The sequence below is a fragment of the Microbulbifer maximicatervae (SeqCode) genome (genome assembly GCF_052467815.1).
Genome location: NZ_CP174326.1, coordinates 3,041,159 through 3,058,070, shown reverse-complemented (window position 1 = coordinate 3,058,070; position 16,912 = coordinate 3,041,159). Strand labels below are relative to the sequence as shown.

The following is a 16,912-nucleotide window of genomic DNA, read 5'->3' as shown; positions in this document are numbered from 1 at the left end:
CCGGGTGAATCTCAATTTTCCTGCGATATTGCCTGTGAAGATGCAGACTCTGCGGTTGCTTGCACGGCTTTTGGTGGGCCGCTAGGCTCACTGCATTTTTACACGAATAAGGAAAATGGTGCTTATGTCCTCTGCGCCCACATGCGCCCAGGTGCTGATGCGCCTGCTGCGCGAATACCAGGTAGAAAAAGTTTTCGGGATTCCCGGCGTACATACTATTGAACTGTATCGCGGCCTGCCCGGTAGCGACTTGATGCATATCACGCCAAGGCATGAGCAGGGCGCCGCCTTTATGGCAGACGGTTATGCCCGCGCCAGCGGCAAGCCCGGTGTCTGTTTCCTGATCACTGGGCCGGGGCTGACCAACGCAGCCACTGCGATGGCGCAAGCTTACTCAGATTCAATTCCCATGCTGGTTATTTCCGCCGTCAATCGCCGGGAAGACCTTGGCATGGGCCGTGGGCGCCTGCATGAGCTACCCCGCCAAAGCGATGCCAGTCGAGGCTTCTGTATCTGGCAGCACACCCTGACCCAGGCAGAACAATTACCGGAAGTAATGGCACGGGCATTCCAGCTATTGCAGTCCAGCCGCCCCGGCCCTGTCCATATCGAAATCCCTATCGATTTATTCCCGGCTCCTATGTCCGGCAAGCTGGACGATTACCGCGCGGCACCCAATGCCATGGTACCGGCAGCCAATGCGACAGCTATCGCGACTGCTTCCCAGTGGCTGCAAGCTGCCGAACGCCCGGTGATTCTGCTGGGCGGTGGCGCGCAATCTGCTGGAGAGGCGGCAACACAGGTATCAGAAAAAATTGCAGCTCCAGTCTTCCTGTCTCTGGCGGCCAAAGGCGTTGTCGATGAAAGACATCCTCTGTGTGGCGGAGCCAATCTCAGTTTTGACTGCGTGCGTGAGCGAGTGGAAGCTGCCGATGTGGTCTTGGCCGTTGGCACAGAGCTTTCGGAAACCGATCGCAATCTGGTGAAAGAGGATTACGCTTTCTCCGGCAAACTGATCCGCATCGACATTGATCCGGCTCAGCTGGTATGCAATGCCCAGCCGGACCTGGCCATCTGCGCGGATGCAGCAGAAAGCCTTCAGCAATTAAGCGAAGCCCTGGTTCAGTGCGAAGAGAGCTCAAAACAGCGCGCAGAAGAGGAAGTTTCACAATTAATCGGTAACTGCCGCAAAGAATGGTGGGAAGGTTCTGAGGAGCGCTTCCCTTGGGTTGAAGCTCTGCGCGAAGCCCTGCCAGATGAGGGAATTCTGGTTACCGACTCCACACAACTGGCCTATAACACTAACCACGCCTTGCCGCTGTACCACCCTCGCAGCCATATTACCTGCACCACCGGTTATGGCACGCTGGGCTTTGCCCTGCCCGCCTCGATCGGGGCCAAGTTATCCAGCGAGCGGGATGTAGTTGCCTTGATCGGCGATGGCGGCCTGATGTTTACTCTCGGTGAGCTGGCCGTTGCAGTAGAACAGCAACTGCCCCTGCCAATACTGGTTTGGAACAACAGCGGATATGGAGAGATTCGCGACTTTATGGATGCCGCTGAAGTACCTCAAGAAGGTGTTAATCTTCGCACTCCGGATTTTGTCGCACTGGCAAAATCTTTTGGCGCTGAAGGTTGTCGCATCGACAAACCACAGCAATTAGCTACGGCAGTCGCAGAAGCCCTGCAACGCAAAACACCAACAATTATCGAAATCACCGCCCCTTGAACTGGCGCGAAGCAAACGGAAGCGTGACATGACAGATTTCAGCAAGCTGCATACCGACAAACTGTTTATCAATGGTGAGTGGCGCGAGCCCCTCGGCACCAGTTCCCATCCTGTGATCAACCCCGCCACTGAAGAAATGATTTGCCAGGTGGTGGAAGGCTCTGCTGAGGATGTGGATATTGCCGTTGCCGCTGCCCGCAGCGCCTTTCGCAAGTGGCGCCATACCAGCGCAGATCAGCGCTCAGCCCTGCTGAATGCCATTGCTGACGGAATGGAAGAGCGCAAGGAAGACTTGATCCAGGCGATCTCACAAACCCTGGGTTGCCCCGCCCATATCACCCGTTGGTTGCATGTGGATGGCCCTATCTACGCCATGCGTTACTACGCCGGTCGCACTTCAATCATGGAAGAGACCGAAAAGGCGGCCCACTCGGTATTAATCCGGGAGCCGATTGGCGTGTGTGGCTTTATTACCCCTTGGAATTACCCTCTGCACCAATTTGTCGGCAAAGTGGCCCCGGCTCTCGCAGCAGGCTGCACCATGATTACCAAGCCTTCGGAAACCACTCCGCTACAGGATTTCGTCATGGCGGAGATTATCCAAGCAGCCGGTGTTCCTGCGGGCGTATTTAACCTGATCCCCGGTGCTGGCTCAGTCGTCGGTGCAGAGCTGTCATCCCACCCGGGAATCGATATGGTGTCCTTTACCGGCTCCACCCGTGCAGGCGTTGAAGTTGCCAAGGCTGCAGCGCCCACAGTTAAAAGGGTAACCCAGGAGCTGGGTGGCAAATCGCCTCTGATTATCACCCCGGATGCGGATCTTAAAGCAGCAGTTCGCTGGGGCTGCGAAGATGTATTTATCAACAGTGGCCAAACCTGCACCGCACTCACCCGTATGCTGGTTCCCGCTGAGCACTATGAAGAGGCGGTGGAAGTTGCCAAGCAGGTGGCTGAAGAAGTGGCCATGGGCACTGATGCCAATGCCTTTATGGGCCCGCTGTCCTCTGCGCGACAACTCGAAATAGTGCGCGGCTATATCAAAAGAGGGATTGAGGAAGGCGCCCGCCTGGTTGCCGGTGGTCTGGAACTCCCGGCAGAACTGGATAAAGGCTTCTATGTGAAACCCACGGTATTTGCCGACGTTCACAACGATATGGCCATTGCCCGGGAAGAAATCTTTGGCCCGGTGACCTGCCTGATCCCCTACAAGGATATGGATGAAGCCGTCGCCATTGCCAATGACACCGAATACGGTCTGTCCAGCGGCGTATGGGCTAAAGACGCCGAAAGCGCCATGCCTATCGTTCGTCGCATTGAAGCGGGCCTTTGCTTTGTCAACGGCGGTGAGTTTAACTACGACGCCCCCTTCGGCGGTTACAAGCGCTCCGGCAACGGACGCGAGTTTGGTGAGGCCGGTCTCGGTGAGTTTATCGAACTGAAATCCGTGCAGCTTCCCGCATAAACTTCTGCACCGCCCTCTAATGGGGGCGGTACTGTTGACTGCTAATCCCCTCCCCGTTATCTTTGCTCGCACATCACGAGAGTGGCTGACGCCAACGCCAACCTGCCGACCGGGGCAAGGTGGTTCTCTCTCTGCGGCACACAAGGCCTGCGGGGAGGATGGGGCTCTACCAGAGCAAACCAACCGGATTAGCGAACATCACTTCGCCGCTTCCACGTCAGTCCTCCATAGTTTTACCATTGGAGGGACCATGTCCGAATCACCGTTTTCCAGTAAAGACATTATCGAAATTCAAATTGCCAGCCAAAGAAGCCACACGGCAGTACGCGCGGTGAGAAGAGGTGATCGTCAGTTGTTGTGGCAACTACTGTTCGACACTGCCGAAGAGGCATTAAAATTTGCCACCAGTTGCCGCGCCAGTGAGCACCCTATTTCGGCCCATGAGGCCTGCGAACTGGCGGGATAAAGTAGAACCAACAGGCGCCGCGAGCTCGCGCCCGTTACCCTGTGCCAAGAGCACCCGACAGGAGCTAAAAACAATACCATGTCAAAGCCAGAACAATTCTTTGAGCACCTGCGCAGCGAACTCAAACAGATCGATGCAGACGGCCTGTACAAACGCGAGCGGATCATTACCTCCCAGCAGGCCGCTGAGATCCAGGTGAACAACGACACCCAGGTACTGAATTTTTGTGCGAACAATTACCTGGGCCTGGCCAACCACCCGGACTTGATTGAAGCGGCTAAAGAGGGGCTCGAACAGTACGGCTTCGGCATGGCATCGGTGCGTTTTATCTGCGGCACCCAGGACATTCACAAAGCGCTGGAATCGCGCCTGTCTGAATTCCTGGAAACCGAAGACACCATTCTTTACACCTCTTGCTTCGACGCCAATGGCGGCCTGTTTGAAACGCTGCTGGGCCCGGAAGATGCCATCATCTCCGACTCCCTCAACCACGCCTCCATCATCGACGGCGTGCGCCTGTGTAAAGCCAAGCGCTACCGCTACGCCAACAACGATATGGCGGAACTGGAGAAGCAGCTACAGGCCGCAGACGCCGCTGGCGCCAAGACCAAACTGATCGCCACTGATGGCGTTTTCTCTATGGACGGAGTTATCGCCAACCTCAAAGCCGTGTGCGACTTGGCCGACCAATACAATGCCCTGGTAATGGTGGACGACTCCCACGCAGTGGGCTTCCTCGGTGACCACGGCCGTGGCACCCATGAATACTGCGATGTGATTGACCGCGTCGATATTATTACCGGCACCCTGGGCAAGGCCCTGGGCGGCGCTTCCGGCGGCTTTACTTCTGGCCGCAAGGAAATTATCGATATGCTGCGCCAGCGTTCGCGCCCCTATCTGTTCTCCAACTCTGTAGCCCCGGCGATCGTCACCGCCTCTCTGAAAGTGTTGGATATGCTGACTGAAGGCGGCGAGCTGCGTGAACAGCTGCGCGACAACTCCGCATACTTCCGCAAGCGTATGTCCGAAGCCGGCTTTACCCTGGCTGGTGCCGACCACCCGATCATCCCGGTGATGATTGGCGATGCTGCCCTGGCGCAGAAAATGGCTGACAAGATGCTGGAGCGCGGTATCTACGTAGTGGGCTTCTTCTATCCGGTAGTGCCCAAGGGCCAGGCCCGCATCCGCACCCAGATGTCCGCCGCCCACACCCGCGAGCAGCTCGACCAGTGTATCGATGCCTTCATTGAAGTTGGCCGCGAACTGAATATTATCTAAACCAAACAGCGGTGCTGATACGGTAATTCTCACAAGGAATTCACCGGAGCGGCACCGCGCCCTGCCATTTGTAGTTTTAAAAACAATGAAAGCACTATCCAAGCTGAAATCTGAAGTGGGAATCTGGCTTACCGATGTGGAAACCCCCACACCAGGCCACAACGACCTGCTGATCAAGATTCACAAAACCGCGATTTGCGGTACCGACATGCATATCTACAACTGGGATGAATGGTCTCAAAAGACTATTCCTGTCCCTATGGTGGTTGGCCACGAATATGTGGGTGAAGTTGTCGGTATGGGACAGGAAGTTGCAGGTTTCCAGGTGGGCGACCGTGTTTCCGGTGAAGGCCATATTACCTGCGGCCACTGCCGCAACTGTCGCGCCGGCCGCCGCCACTTGTGCCGCAACACTTACGGTGTCGGTGTCGACCGCCCCGGAGCTTTTGCAGAGTATCTGGTAATCCCCGCGCTCAATGCCTTCAAGATCCCGGATAATATTTCTGACGATCTCGCCTCTATTTTCGATCCCCTCGGTAATGCGGTACACACGGCCCTGTCTTTCGACCTGGTAGGCGAAGATGTACTGATTACCGGCGCCGGCCCTATCGGTATTATGGCTGCAGCAGTCGCCAAACATGTTGGCGCACGCCATGTAGTTATCACCGATATCAATGAATACCGCCTGGACCTGGCACGCAAGATGGGCGCTACCCGCGCCGTAAACGTTGCCAAGGAAAACCTCAGCGATGTGATGAACGAGCTGGGAATGAGCGAAGGCTTTGATGTTGGCCTGGAGATGTCCGGCGTACCCGTCGCCTTCCGCGATATGATCGCCGCAATGAACCACGGGGGCAAAATTGCTATGCTCGGTATCCCTGCAGGTGAAATGGCGATCGACTGGGGGCAGGTTATTTTTAAAGGCCTTATGATCAAAGGCATTTACGGCCGTGAGATGTTTGAGACCTGGTATAAAATGGCCAGCCTGATTCAATCCGGCCTGGATTTAACCCCAATTATCACTCACCAGTTTTCGATCGATGACTTCCAACAAGGCTTCGATACCATGGGATCTGGTGAATCCGGTAAGGTTATCCTGAACTGGAAATAAGTCCCAATGGCTGCAGGTTTCCTGCAGCCATTCCTACCTACTTTTCAGCAATAACTTCGTACCCCTCCCATTTCTAGCACCCAGTATCCGCATACACTTCAAGCTAGACCGGTAATAAAAAGACTTCCAAAACTTCAATTATCTCAGGAAATTATATCTTTTGATTTAAAATAGAGACTCGTAAAATCACCTTAAGCTAATTTTTTCCATTATGAAATTTTCAAAAATAAGTTATATTATCTTCCCAATACGATAGAAAAATTTACATATGGATCTCATTCAATCAGCATCTGGAATAATCAGCCTAAGAATCCCCACCCTTATTTAAGGTAATCGAAGCACTCAATATTTCAGCTCTTTTCTACCAAACCATAAGCACTGCCCCGAACAGCCTGAGGCTAAATCATAGCCACAGCAACCGTTACCTCCCACCTCAACAATTCTCTCTAAATTAGCATACGGAAAATATATTTACCTACTCCTGAAAAGCATGAGATAGTAGCCACAGTGCTCACCTTGATATTTGCACAATCGTTCCAAGATATTGGAGTGTTATAGCTTTCTAATTGTGTTGATTTCGGGCAGCAACCATAATACTAACCAGGTAAATATTAAGTATGTTAAGAATTGAAGCTTTTAAACTGATAAGCTTAGCGGCAGTACTGTCAGTATTTTCTATGCCTCTACAAGCATATGAATATGTTGAGAAAATGAATATAACAAATGTGGGGGTCAGCAATACTTCAAATACATTTGTCGTGTATGTTGACCGAGAAGTTCCGGGTTCTGTTTGCTCTGAGACAAAGAGATTCAAGTTTTCCCTTGATGATGAAGATGCCACAGACATTGTAGTAACACTGGCTACTAGTGCATTCATCGCCAATAAACCAGTACAATTTCAGTATGATGTTGGGGAATCAAACTGCCTATCAAAGGGGCAATCAGCGGGTTTTGTTAAGCTGTTTCACGACTAAAGCAACCGTACAAAATATTACAGCCAACCACTAAAGCTGAGCTTCTAAGCACAACCTTACACCAACTAACATCAAAGGGAATAAAAGTAACAATGAAAAAAATATTCAACAAAAAAATTCTAGCCATTAGTGCACTAGTAGCATCCAACGCAGCTCAAGCCGCACTACCAAATACCGAGCAGACAATCACCATGATTGATATCCATAGCGATTATGCAATTATTTGGCTATCTACAGATCTATCAAGCCCGCCACCATCTTCATGCGCAGAGTACAAAGCTGTATCCTGTAATATTGGTGAGGAATTCTGTAGCCTCATGACCAGTGTGGCCCTATCTGCCAAGGCTATGAATAAGCAGGTTGAATTTGCATTTGATAATTCATGCAATGATGTGTTTGGTAACGCTTCCAGATTCAGGATGATGGATTAAAATATTTGATGTCTTTTTAGCGAAACAAAGGCACTTTCAGCAAAATCTTCATTTTAGATTTTCTGCAGGTGCCTTTGATATCATCTTTTGAGTAAAGACATACGTAACCTCCCATAAAATAAAGATTTAACGAATTTTATTCGACATATTAAAAAGCAAAAAACAACCTAACTTTACCCACTATTGCTATATTAACAAACCCTAAAAAATGAAAGATTGGACACTCATTAACAGCGACAAATTTGGACCCATATCAAAAATTGTGGCAGTTTTTCAAGTTGGGCCACCACTTAAGGATTTAGCCATCCCTTGCATAAAAATAAAAATTCTTGAAAATAAGAGCGGAAAATTTATTGGCACCCCAAACATTGCGGTAATGGGTCAAGATGACCATCCCCAATGGATCAGCGGCTTCGGAGAAACGCCGGAGGCAGCATTAATAGATACTCTCGAAGAATTTTATAACACAGCCAAAAAAGTTAGCGGAGAGGATTTTGTCTATAGTAAAAGTGATGATTTTCTTTAATCCGGCCAAATAATGAACCGTCAAAATCACCTTTTGATTGAACTTCCCTGCCTCAACGTTATGTGTAATTAGATACCAATGGATAAGCAAGAAAAGCTATTAATTGAAATTAGAGATGAACTTAAAAATTTGAATGTACAAATAAAATGGGTTATAGAAAAAGCAAAAAATGCTGAAGAAAACGACAGAGGAAACGAGGCACACATCCAAACTATCGTCAACCCTACAAGAAAGGGAAGACAGTGGGACATTTTGGGGGGAGCCCTTATAATTTTAGGCTTGACTGCTTATGCTTTACTTTCCAAATGAAATATAACCACCTAATTAAGTCCATATTCAAAGGCCTTAAAGCCGACTAACCCTCCGACCCTGATTATTGAAGGGCTTATACAATTACGAAAAACCAGTAAATAAAGATATAGCAGTCACCCAGTATTATGAAATATGAAAACTGCAATATATTGAGAAACTTTTGGCTATAAAATATGTGCCACCGACACCTCACAATATAGCTCAACAGGAAGCTTCGAACGATGTTCCCACTTAAGAAATTCTGTTTATCGATTTATAGCTTATAATTTGAGCGAACATGGTAAGTTACTCCGCATCTAATTTTTTACAGATAGCCTTTATCACCCTATCGACTCTAGGTATTGCATTACTTTGGGCGCAAAACCGCTTTACAGCAATCCGATACTTATTAGGCGCCACTGCATTATTGATGGTATTTAATTTTGTAGAAGAAACGAAAGTGGTTAATCTTGGCTATTTAATCACGCCTTCGTTCTCATTATTGATGGGCCCATTATTTTTTGCTGTGGTTGCACAATTAATATCCACCAATTATCAACAACAGCGTAAACACTGGGTGCACTTAGTACCAGCAGCAATCAGTTTATTATTTAATCACTGGCCCCAGTGGGTTTTAGCGGCCGGTACTTTAAGTCAGATTGTTTATTTCTCATTAAGTATAAAAGCGCTTATTCGATATCAACATATCTTGCCCCAAAACCGCTCCGATGCTAACAAATTGAGAGCTGATTGGGTTAAGCGTATCCTATGGGTTCTGGTTGGCGTTGCACTGGTGGATGCAGTGCGGCATAACTTGCAACCTTACTTACCCATTCCTCTTTTGCTCAGATGGTACCTTGTTATGCAACTGAGCTATTTTTTGATTGTTGCTTTGCTTGTAATTCGCGCGGTTAGGGAACCGCAGCTATTTGCGGGTTTAACCGATGGTGAACAAGCGCTGGGCTTATCCGTAATAGAGGGTTGTGACAAGGGAAAGTGCAAAGCTGACGAAACGACTCAGGCGGATACGCTTTTCGAGGAGCTTAACAAACAGGTTCATAGTCAACAGCTCTATCGCCTACCAAGGCTATCCCTCCGGGACTTGGCACAACATACAGGGCTTGGAGAGAAAGATATTTCCTGGGCCATCAATCAGGGCTATGGCGGTAACTTTAATGACTATGTTAATGCCCAACGTTTGGCAGATGTAGTTTCGCAACTTGATTCAGTAAAAGAGAGTGATTCGGACAAAAAAGTTCGTCTCCTCGATATTGCACTTGAAGCGGGCTTTAACTCTAAATCCAGCTTCAACAGCCTGTTTAAGCGCCACCTTGGGATGACTCCTAGTCAGTATTTAGCAGCAAAACCTCAATAATGGTTACTTTGGACGTGCAAAATCTGGATTTCGGACGCTAGAAGCTGATAATTTTGGCATTTTGGCCTCTTTGATTCAAAAGAGGTCATTATGAGGTTTTCTTCCTATTTTGCTCGTTCATGGAAAGCAGCGGTAGCTATTTTAGTGTTCATTAGCGTTGCTGCGCTCGGATCTTGGGGATGTGCATGGTACTTCCCTCCCTCTTCCTACGGGTTAGCTGAACAGAATGCTCGCATTGTAGTTACCGATATCACAGTCATCGACACCCAGCATAATACAGCCGCAAGTAACCAAAACCTCGTCATTCAAGATGGAAGAATTACCCAAATAACTAGCGATGTAATACTTGAGATTGAAGGCGAGCTGAGGATTAATGGCCTGGGTAAATATGTGATGCCAGGCTTAATCGATATGCACAGCCATGTATGGGGTCGGTCCGATCTACTAGCTATGCTTGCGCACGGCGTCACTCGCACAAGAGTTATGGCTGGCAATTCCCCTCAGCGTATCCTTAAAAAATGGATCGATACTGGGAATATAGCCGGCCCTCATATTGTGTTATCCGGTGCACCTGTTAATCAACATTCCCACTATGCCAGTGGCCGACACCACAAGTTTATTGGTAGTAAAGAAGAGGCTCGCCAGCTGGTTCGCCAGCAATATCAGCAGGGGTACCAACAAGTTAAAGTTTATGACGGCTTATCCCGTGAGGTTTTCTTCGCTATAGCTGATGAGGCGCAAAAGCTCGGCATGCCTTTAGCTGGCCACCCGCCTTTTGGTATTACTCTCAATGAATACTTATCGGCTAAACCGCAGTCATTAGAGCATGTGGAAATGATCTTTCAGGCACATTTGAACTACGATTATCAGCAGGAGAGCTTCGATGAAATTGTGCAGCAACTATTAGATAGCAACGTACCAGTTAGCCCTACATTAATCGTATATGACAACGTAGCACAGGTCGCGCAGCATGGGCCAGACTACTGGCACAGCGTAGCTGATGATCTCGAGCTCAATCACCCCGCGATAAAAGCAATGGGTGAGCAGAAGGTTAATGGGATACATAGCGCTAAAGCGCAACAGGATTGGCAGGGTAAATCCAACATTTTCGGAGATATGGCCAAGCAGCTAAACCAAGCCGGTGTTGAGATACTGATAGCATCAGACGGAGGAACCTTCTATACGCCCAACGGCTTGGGCACTATTCAAGAAATGCAACGATTAGTGGAGGTGGGGATTCCTGTTAAAGATGTATTGCGAGCAGCAACCCATCATCCAGCAAAAGCATTGGGCATTAACGATAAGGTGGGCTCAGTTTCCACAGGCTTTAATGCCGAACTATTATTGCTCGAAGACGATCCACGAGAAAACTTGAACACACTCACCAAGCCCCTAGGGGTAATTTTGGATCAGAGCTACTACGATAGACATAGCCTTAGTGAAATGAAAGAGCTAGCCAAAAGCACAGGATCGAAAAGTAAATTCTATTTTTGGTGGATTGTGGATAATTATATTTATTAGCAACGATACCAATTAAATAAACTAAGAATGTAACCCACAAAAGAGAAAGACCAGCCGAATTAGAAGGATATTACTTGTAAATGGGTAGAGTCTCCCCACAAAGTTAAGGTGTCCAAACCTACCAATAACTTCACTCAGAACTATCTAATTCGGCTAGTAAGCCATACAAACCTCGAACCCGAAGTTTAAAAATAGATTCTTCAACCTGAGGCTTACTACCAGTGATTCAATGAGTTCGAAGTGAAAATTTACAAAATATAGGCACAAAAATGATCTTATTGGATTTTATTAAGTTTGTTTTAATATCAAAGCTACGTAAAATCGATGGATATGTATCGGCATATAAAGTTTACATGAATGAGTCTCTATGAGGTTCAAGTAAGCTACAAGAGAGACCTAAGAAGTCTGAAAAAGACTCATCTACTTAAAGGAGAACGCTAGAGCAATATAAGAATAAGTAAAAGGCGCTGACCCAAGGTGCTACCAACACCAGGGGCCAGCTAACCACATTGATATCTACACTATCAAAAGTCGAGTAGACCAAAGGAACTTCCCCTTCAGCCTCTCACAGAACCGTACGTGAACCTCTCAATTCATACGGCTCTTCGTATTCAGCACATTTTCAATCTTCCCATTCTCCAGTGTGCAAACAAGCCACGCATTTGTTGACGAACCTTTCCAATAAAGACCCAACTCTTGAAACAGCTTCGCTTCAGATGCTTAAACTTCTTCCTGGCCCAACGCATCAGCGTTTGGTCAAGATACTTCTGAAGTCGATAAACACCATATTTCCGCCCAAAGTGACCGTAGTAGTTCAGCCATCCTTGTATTGCTGGATTAAGTGCTTGTGCCATCTCCGACAGTGATCGATCCACCCAGTTAATCACACGCCATTGCCTAACCTTATCCTTGATCCTCTTGAAAGCTTTTGGGCTCATTGATGGACCAAAGGCAGTGAAGGTTTGTCCATGGCGATTCTTTGCTTTTCTGGGACCAAATCGATAACCCAGAAAGTCAAAATGGATCACAGGGTGGTTGTCTTTGCGGTTGCTGTTCTTGCAATAAACCTTGCGGGTTTTCTCTGGATGAGCTTCAAGCCCGCAGGTAGTCAGGCGTGCTTTTAGAGCCGCCAGTAAGCGATCCGCCTCTCGAGGATTACGACAATGGTAAACAGCATCATCCGCGTAACGCTCAAAAGGAATATCTCTGTGCGTTCTCACCATCCAGGCGTCCAGCGCGTAGTGCAAAAACAAGTTTGCCAGTAGCGGGCTGATTACACCCCCTTGTGGAGTACCTTGTGTTCGCTCTTCAAGCTGTCCGTCCCGATGTTGTACTGGAGCCGTTAACCAGCGCTGTACATAGAGTCTGACCCACCGATGATTATTATGTTTATCTAATGCCCTCAGCAGGAGTTCGTGATTAATATTGTCAAAGAAACCTTTGATATCTAAATCAACTACCCAGATTCTATCCCAGCATCGTTGTCGAGCTCGACGCACTGCGTCTATAGCAGATCTGCCTGGCCGATAGCCGTAGGAGTCGGGGTGAAATACCTTCTCCAATTCTGGCTCCAGCAGTTGCTTAGCCACCATTTGTGCAATGCGATCTTCGATTGTGGGGATACCCAGTGGTCGCAGGCTGCCATCGAGTTTCGGAATATCCACTCGTTTGACGGCTGATGGAAAATAGCTGCCAGATGACATCCGATTCCATAGCTTGTACAGGTTTTTGGCGAGATTCGATTCATATTGCTCTATCGTTATCTCATCAATCCCCGCTCCGCCGCCATTGGCCTTGATCTGCTTCCACGCTTCCCAAACCGCTCGCTTGGGAATATTGAATGGCTTTGCGCTAATCGTTAATTCCTCCCCATCTGGGTTGATTACACGGTTAGTCGCCGAATACGACAACCCCTTCGCTCCACGTCCATTACAGCCGCTTCTCCACTACTACGGGTTGTTCCGCCCCTGTGACCAGTCTTGGTACTCAACGTCTTGCAGGGCCTCTACTTGACGCTCTTCCTTAACACCTGGACGACAGGTTCTCCTGTTCCACCCAAAAGCCTGTTGTGTGTTCACGCCACCTCTATGCCGGATGCCACTCGGTCGGTAAACAGGTAACCTCCAAGCTTATCCCCGCACTTAGCCAGTGCACGGGTTTTGACATCATCTTGGTAATACGCTTTCGACACCTCATCAGTGGTTCATTTGCATTCGTCTCTACACAACATACCTGACGTATCTCGTACGCCTTTTCCTCAAGCGCTTCTAACCAAAGCTCTTTACTCCGATCACCTTGAGGGGGTTTGTTATCACTTCCTGCAAAGCGATAACGGAGGGCCGACCTCCATCTCCTGGATAGCACGTATTTTTTTTTATTTATAAAAAAAAAAAAAAATACTCAGGACGCACTGGCTATATGCATCATACGCTAGATACCCGCTCGTCTTCAATAAAGTGGAGTAGATTCAGCAGCTTGGAGAGTGTCCTCAAGCTCTGGGAGCGTTGCGCCCGCCTTTTCTTCTTCTATGCCTATCGTTCTCGCGCCCCACCTCTTTCAAATCCCACACATTACTTCTTGAGTCTTCCCACTACGGAAGGCCATCTTCTATTTTGCAAATCAGCAGGAACGAAATATGTTAATTTTAAACCGCCGAGTTGGTGAAAACCTCAGAATTGGGGCAAAGATCTCAATCACAATATTGGAAGTTAAGGGAAACCAGATAAGCATCGGCATAGACGCCCCAAAGTCAATATCCGTGCACCGTGAGGAGGTCTATCTTCGTATTAAAAAGAACAAGCGGTAATAAATAATAGCTACTGATCACAAGTTTGCTTTTGTACTACTTAATGAGTCTATAGCTCGTAAACCCTACAACGGGAAGAGCTGAAGCAGCGGCTTTGTGTACAGTATTTCAAATCCCATGCTTGATTGAATTGACAGGCTTTCAAAGCCAGCAAGATCTATCGAGATCCTCATCCTGCGTATAGTAAAATCACTAACACTCAAAAATAGCTTTCACCTAAGTTCAATAATGTACTCACATCGCCACTATAGAAGCTAGCCGCTCAACCAGCTCTCAATGATCAGTGTCAAGCAGCAATACTGCACACAGCCCTATCTTTTAGCTGCTTCACGCCCTAAACTCGGCTAAGGAGAGCCAGAACCTCTCCTTAGCCGCCTTAATACTTTGATCTTTTAAGCAGATAACCACCACATAAATTACTACTTCAAACAAAAATAGAGCTGATTTTTCCCACAAGACTTCTACTACTCAATCGTCAGCTATTCAGAGTAACTGTTCCTAGGATTCCACTCTGTTTATAGCCCACTTTCTGTATGTTTTTGCCGTTTCAACCTATCTTACACGAGGTCCAAATAAAGTTAGCAAGCGCTAGCTCGTCAGATTTTCGATCATCATGACCGTTATTTTCTTACTAACGATAAATAACTCTGAAATAGTATATAATTCAACAAGTTAAGAGCTTTCTGATATTGCTTGACAGTAGTCATGATGATCGTTTTTCCATTTTGTACGATTAGCCCAAATTCGTATAACCTTCTGATTTAAAATGAAAATTTATCTCTCTCCAACTAGATTGATTCCGAGATAGTAATCAGGATAATAGTGATCAGAATGATTACTATATAAATGTTATGAGTAGGCACCGATGAAATATCTATACCTATCGCTACTATTATCCATTGCAGTAAATGCAGCCGCATCTGAGTGCCCCCATGAAAATAGCGAGTCCGTACTCCAAGACTCCCTTTATGATATTCGCCTGCCTTTTACAGCGCTCCAGTATTTCAACATAAACCAGCCTGATGAGGCCCGCAAAAGACTTGCTGAAGATTTATCCAATATAATTTATGGCTTGAATCAACTTTTACCCCATGAAGGGTGCTTTGAAAGCGAGGCCGAGTTGAACCGAGCCTGGGGTATGATTAGGGTTCTTGCTGTAATGCATGAAAAGTACCCTGTCCCAGAGTGGGAAGATGATAAGGTAGTACTATCTTTACTACAAAAAGCTAAGGAAAAGGACCCTGCCCACACGGCTACAGTAAGAGGTAGGGATTGGAGTAAGCAGCTATGAAACTCATAACAATTTTAGGCAACGGAAAACTTACTGCGCCTTCGGCTCCGTAATTTTCCGTTGCTAAAGGCGTTATGCGTCATGAAAATTAAGCAGATACTAATTGCTCTACTATTTTCAGTGTCTAGTGTAACGGAGGCGGTTGAAGCTTGTAGTGAGTATGATTACTGCCCTCCACAGGGCACTATACATGTCATGGTTTCTCCTAAGGTTAGTAGAGAGAATCGTAAGCTATGTGACGGAGCGACATTTGTTGTGCACTTCTCCCTAAGAATGGGTGAGCCAGAGAACATCGTTATAAATTCAGGCCCTGAAGCGTTACGGCCAGCAATAATCAAAAGCTTCAAAAGATGGAGGTTCGGCGCTACTGAAGAAGTTAATGGTGCAGTAGAGACATTTTCACTGACTCCAGCGTGCTTCGTGCAGAAGAGCGCGGTTCCATGGTGATCACGCATAACAAACGCAAGCAGAATGCTCCGGTCCTACGGGCCTCCGCGGGCATTATGTGCTCTAAAGGAGTAGGAAATTGAAGTTCGTGATGATCTATGGGCCTTCAGGCATAGGAAAGGAGAGCATTGCTCGCGAGTTAGCGAAGCGAAATGGATGGAAACTTTTTCCACAGCATCTTGCATTCGATATATCCAGCGCAGTGATTGGTTTTGGAAATGATGGCTTTGAACGACATCAGCGGAAAATTTGTCTAGATGCGTTTGAAACTATTGCTGAAGATAGTGCCAGCGGCATAGTCTTCACTTTTTGCTATGTGTCTCCAAGCAGTGATTACTTTATAAATGGACTTCTAGATTTTTTAAACAGGCATGAAATAAGTGCTGATTTTGTACACTTAGAGTGCGAGCTAGATGAACACATTCGTCGAGTGACAAGCGAAGGTCGCAAAAACACAAACAAAATACAAAAAAAAGAATATTTACTAGATTATCTCGAAAAGTTTGATTTTGCGGCAAAAATACCGGGTGCAAACTCAACAGTACTCGATACAACAAATTTATCAGTACTAGAGTCGGTTGCTAAAATTGAAGCATCGATCAGCACATAACAAATCGTGGCAGCGAGGGTGCTACGCGCCGGGAAAGCTTACACTGCGTTCCAGCTTCCCCTGCACTCAGCGTTACACACCATAAAGAGAATATGACTTTATCAAGAAGGAATTTGGGCTTTGATAGATTGCTAGATGTGGTCTTGAATGAGTCGCCTGAAAAGGTCGCGGATATGAGCAAAGACGACCCCTCAATTTTAGAGCAAACTAACTCCATTGGTGAGAATGTACTTACATGGTGTGCGTTGGAATTGAAATATGAAGAGGTTGAGCTTTTAAGGTCATTGGGTAGCCCTATCCAGGAGCAAGCTGTAAGCGAAGCAATTCAGCATGGAAACTCTGATATGCTTCTACTGTTGCTAGAGCTAGGTGGTGATATCTCGTCCTACTCAGCCTCGCAGTGTATTAGAATTGCAGGTAACTTCGGCAGTGATTCTAGAAAACTACATATAATCAAATCACACTTAGAGAGTTATGGGGTAAATGTGTAACAAGGCGCTCAACTACACTCCGGCCGCAAGCGGCCTCCCTCGGACAGCCAAAAGCGTGCTTCGCACTGGCTGCCGGTTAGCTTAGCGTTAAGTTTCTATGAGG

The 16,912-nt window shown here is 47.3% G+C and carries 17 protein-coding genes and 1 riboswitch; of the genes, 16 read left to right on the top strand and 1 reads right to left on the bottom strand.

Annotated elements, in window-relative coordinates; genetic code table 11:
- Positions 1-124: 124 nt before the first annotated feature.
- The 11 genes from ACJJIW_RS13270 to ACJJIW_RS13220 all read left to right on the top strand — a co-directional run bounded on the left by ACJJIW_RS13270 (position 125) and on the right by ACJJIW_RS13220 (position 11,164).
- The gene (locus ACJJIW_RS13270) at positions 125-1,729 is read left to right on the top strand and encodes a 5-guanidino-2-oxopentanoate decarboxylase (RefSeq protein WP_282933630.1); all 1,605 of its coding nucleotides are present in this window, start codon (positions 125-127) and stop codon (positions 1,727-1,729) included.
- A 28-nt stretch (positions 1,730-1,757) separates the two neighbouring features.
- Positions 1,758-3,191, top strand: coding sequence for an aldehyde dehydrogenase family protein (locus ACJJIW_RS13265; protein ID WP_282933631.1), 1,434 nt, complete (start codon positions 1,758-1,760; stop codon positions 3,189-3,191).
- Positions 3,192-3,256: 65 nt separating this feature from the next.
- Positions 3,257-3,383: riboswitch (SAM-I-IV-variant riboswitch) on the top strand.
- A gap of 58 nt (positions 3,384-3,441) precedes the next feature.
- Positions 3,442-3,657: a hypothetical protein gene (locus tag ACJJIW_RS13260; RefSeq protein ID WP_108732493.1), complete on the top strand. Its 216-nt coding sequence runs from the start codon at positions 3,442-3,444 to the stop codon at positions 3,655-3,657.
- A 78-nt stretch (positions 3,658-3,735) separates the two neighbouring features.
- Positions 3,736-4,935 (top strand): glycine C-acetyltransferase, encoded by a 1,200-nt coding sequence (locus ACJJIW_RS13255; RefSeq protein ID WP_282933632.1) that lies wholly within the window; start codon positions 3,736-3,738, stop codon positions 4,933-4,935.
- 85 nt (positions 4,936-5,020) lie between these two features.
- Entirely contained in the window at positions 5,021-6,046 is a 1,026-nt protein-coding gene (gene tdh, locus ACJJIW_RS13250) for an L-threonine 3-dehydrogenase, zinc-binding type (protein ID WP_282933633.1), read from the top strand.
- A 617-nt stretch (positions 6,047-6,663) separates the two neighbouring features.
- Entirely contained in the window at positions 6,664-7,020 is a 357-nt protein-coding gene (locus ACJJIW_RS13245; RefSeq protein WP_282933634.1) for a hypothetical protein, read from the top strand.
- A 92-nt stretch (positions 7,021-7,112) separates the two neighbouring features.
- Complete coding sequence (locus tag ACJJIW_RS13240) at positions 7,113-7,451, top strand: hypothetical protein (protein WP_282933635.1); 339 nt, start codon at positions 7,113-7,115, stop codon at positions 7,449-7,451.
- Positions 7,452-7,659: 208 nt separating this feature from the next.
- Positions 7,660-7,977: a hypothetical protein gene (locus tag ACJJIW_RS13235; protein WP_444935416.1), complete on the top strand. Its 318-nt coding sequence runs from the start codon at positions 7,660-7,662 to the stop codon at positions 7,975-7,977.
- A gap of 78 nt (positions 7,978-8,055) precedes the next feature.
- The gene (locus ACJJIW_RS13230) at positions 8,056-8,286 is read left to right on the top strand and encodes a hypothetical protein (protein WP_444935415.1); all 231 of its coding nucleotides are present in this window, start codon (positions 8,056-8,058) and stop codon (positions 8,284-8,286) included.
- A gap of 280 nt (positions 8,287-8,566) precedes the next feature.
- Complete coding sequence (locus ACJJIW_RS13225; protein ID WP_282933638.1) at positions 8,567-9,643, top strand: helix-turn-helix domain-containing protein; 1,077 nt, start codon at positions 8,567-8,569, stop codon at positions 9,641-9,643.
- A 90-nt stretch (positions 9,644-9,733) separates the two neighbouring features.
- Complete coding sequence (locus ACJJIW_RS13220) at positions 9,734-11,164, top strand: amidohydrolase family protein (protein WP_282933639.1); 1,431 nt, start codon at positions 9,734-9,736, stop codon at positions 11,162-11,164.
- Positions 11,165-11,775: 611 nt separating this feature from the next.
- Here the strand turns inward: ACJJIW_RS13220 and ltrA are convergent.
- Positions 11,776-13,074, bottom strand: coding sequence for a group II intron reverse transcriptase/maturase (ltrA, locus tag ACJJIW_RS13215; RefSeq protein WP_444935414.1), 1,299 nt, complete (start codon positions 13,072-13,074; stop codon positions 11,776-11,778).
- A 725-nt stretch (positions 13,075-13,799) separates the two neighbouring features.
- Between ltrA and csrA the strand changes: the two genes are divergently transcribed.
- From csrA to ACJJIW_RS13190, 5 genes are all read left to right on the top strand, one after another.
- On the top strand, positions 13,800-13,970 hold the full coding sequence (csrA, locus tag ACJJIW_RS13210) for a carbon storage regulator CsrA (protein ID WP_282931928.1): 171 nt from the start codon (positions 13,800-13,802) through the stop codon (positions 13,968-13,970).
- 865 nt (positions 13,971-14,835) lie between these two features.
- A complete protein-coding gene (locus ACJJIW_RS13205) occupies positions 14,836-15,261 on the top strand; it encodes a hypothetical protein (protein WP_444935413.1) in 426 nt (141 codons plus the stop codon).
- 81 nt (positions 15,262-15,342) lie between these two features.
- The gene (locus tag ACJJIW_RS13200) at positions 15,343-15,708 is read left to right on the top strand and encodes a hypothetical protein (RefSeq protein ID WP_444935412.1); all 366 of its coding nucleotides are present in this window, start codon (positions 15,343-15,345) and stop codon (positions 15,706-15,708) included.
- A 79-nt stretch (positions 15,709-15,787) separates the two neighbouring features.
- Positions 15,788-16,318, top strand: coding sequence for a DEAD/DEAH box helicase family protein (locus ACJJIW_RS13195; RefSeq protein WP_444935411.1), 531 nt, complete (start codon positions 15,788-15,790; stop codon positions 16,316-16,318).
- A gap of 173 nt (positions 16,319-16,491) precedes the next feature.
- Positions 16,492-16,809 (top strand): hypothetical protein, encoded by a 318-nt coding sequence (locus tag ACJJIW_RS13190; RefSeq protein ID WP_444935410.1) that lies wholly within the window; start codon positions 16,492-16,494, stop codon positions 16,807-16,809.
- The last annotated feature ends 103 nt before the right edge of the window (positions 16,810-16,912 follow it).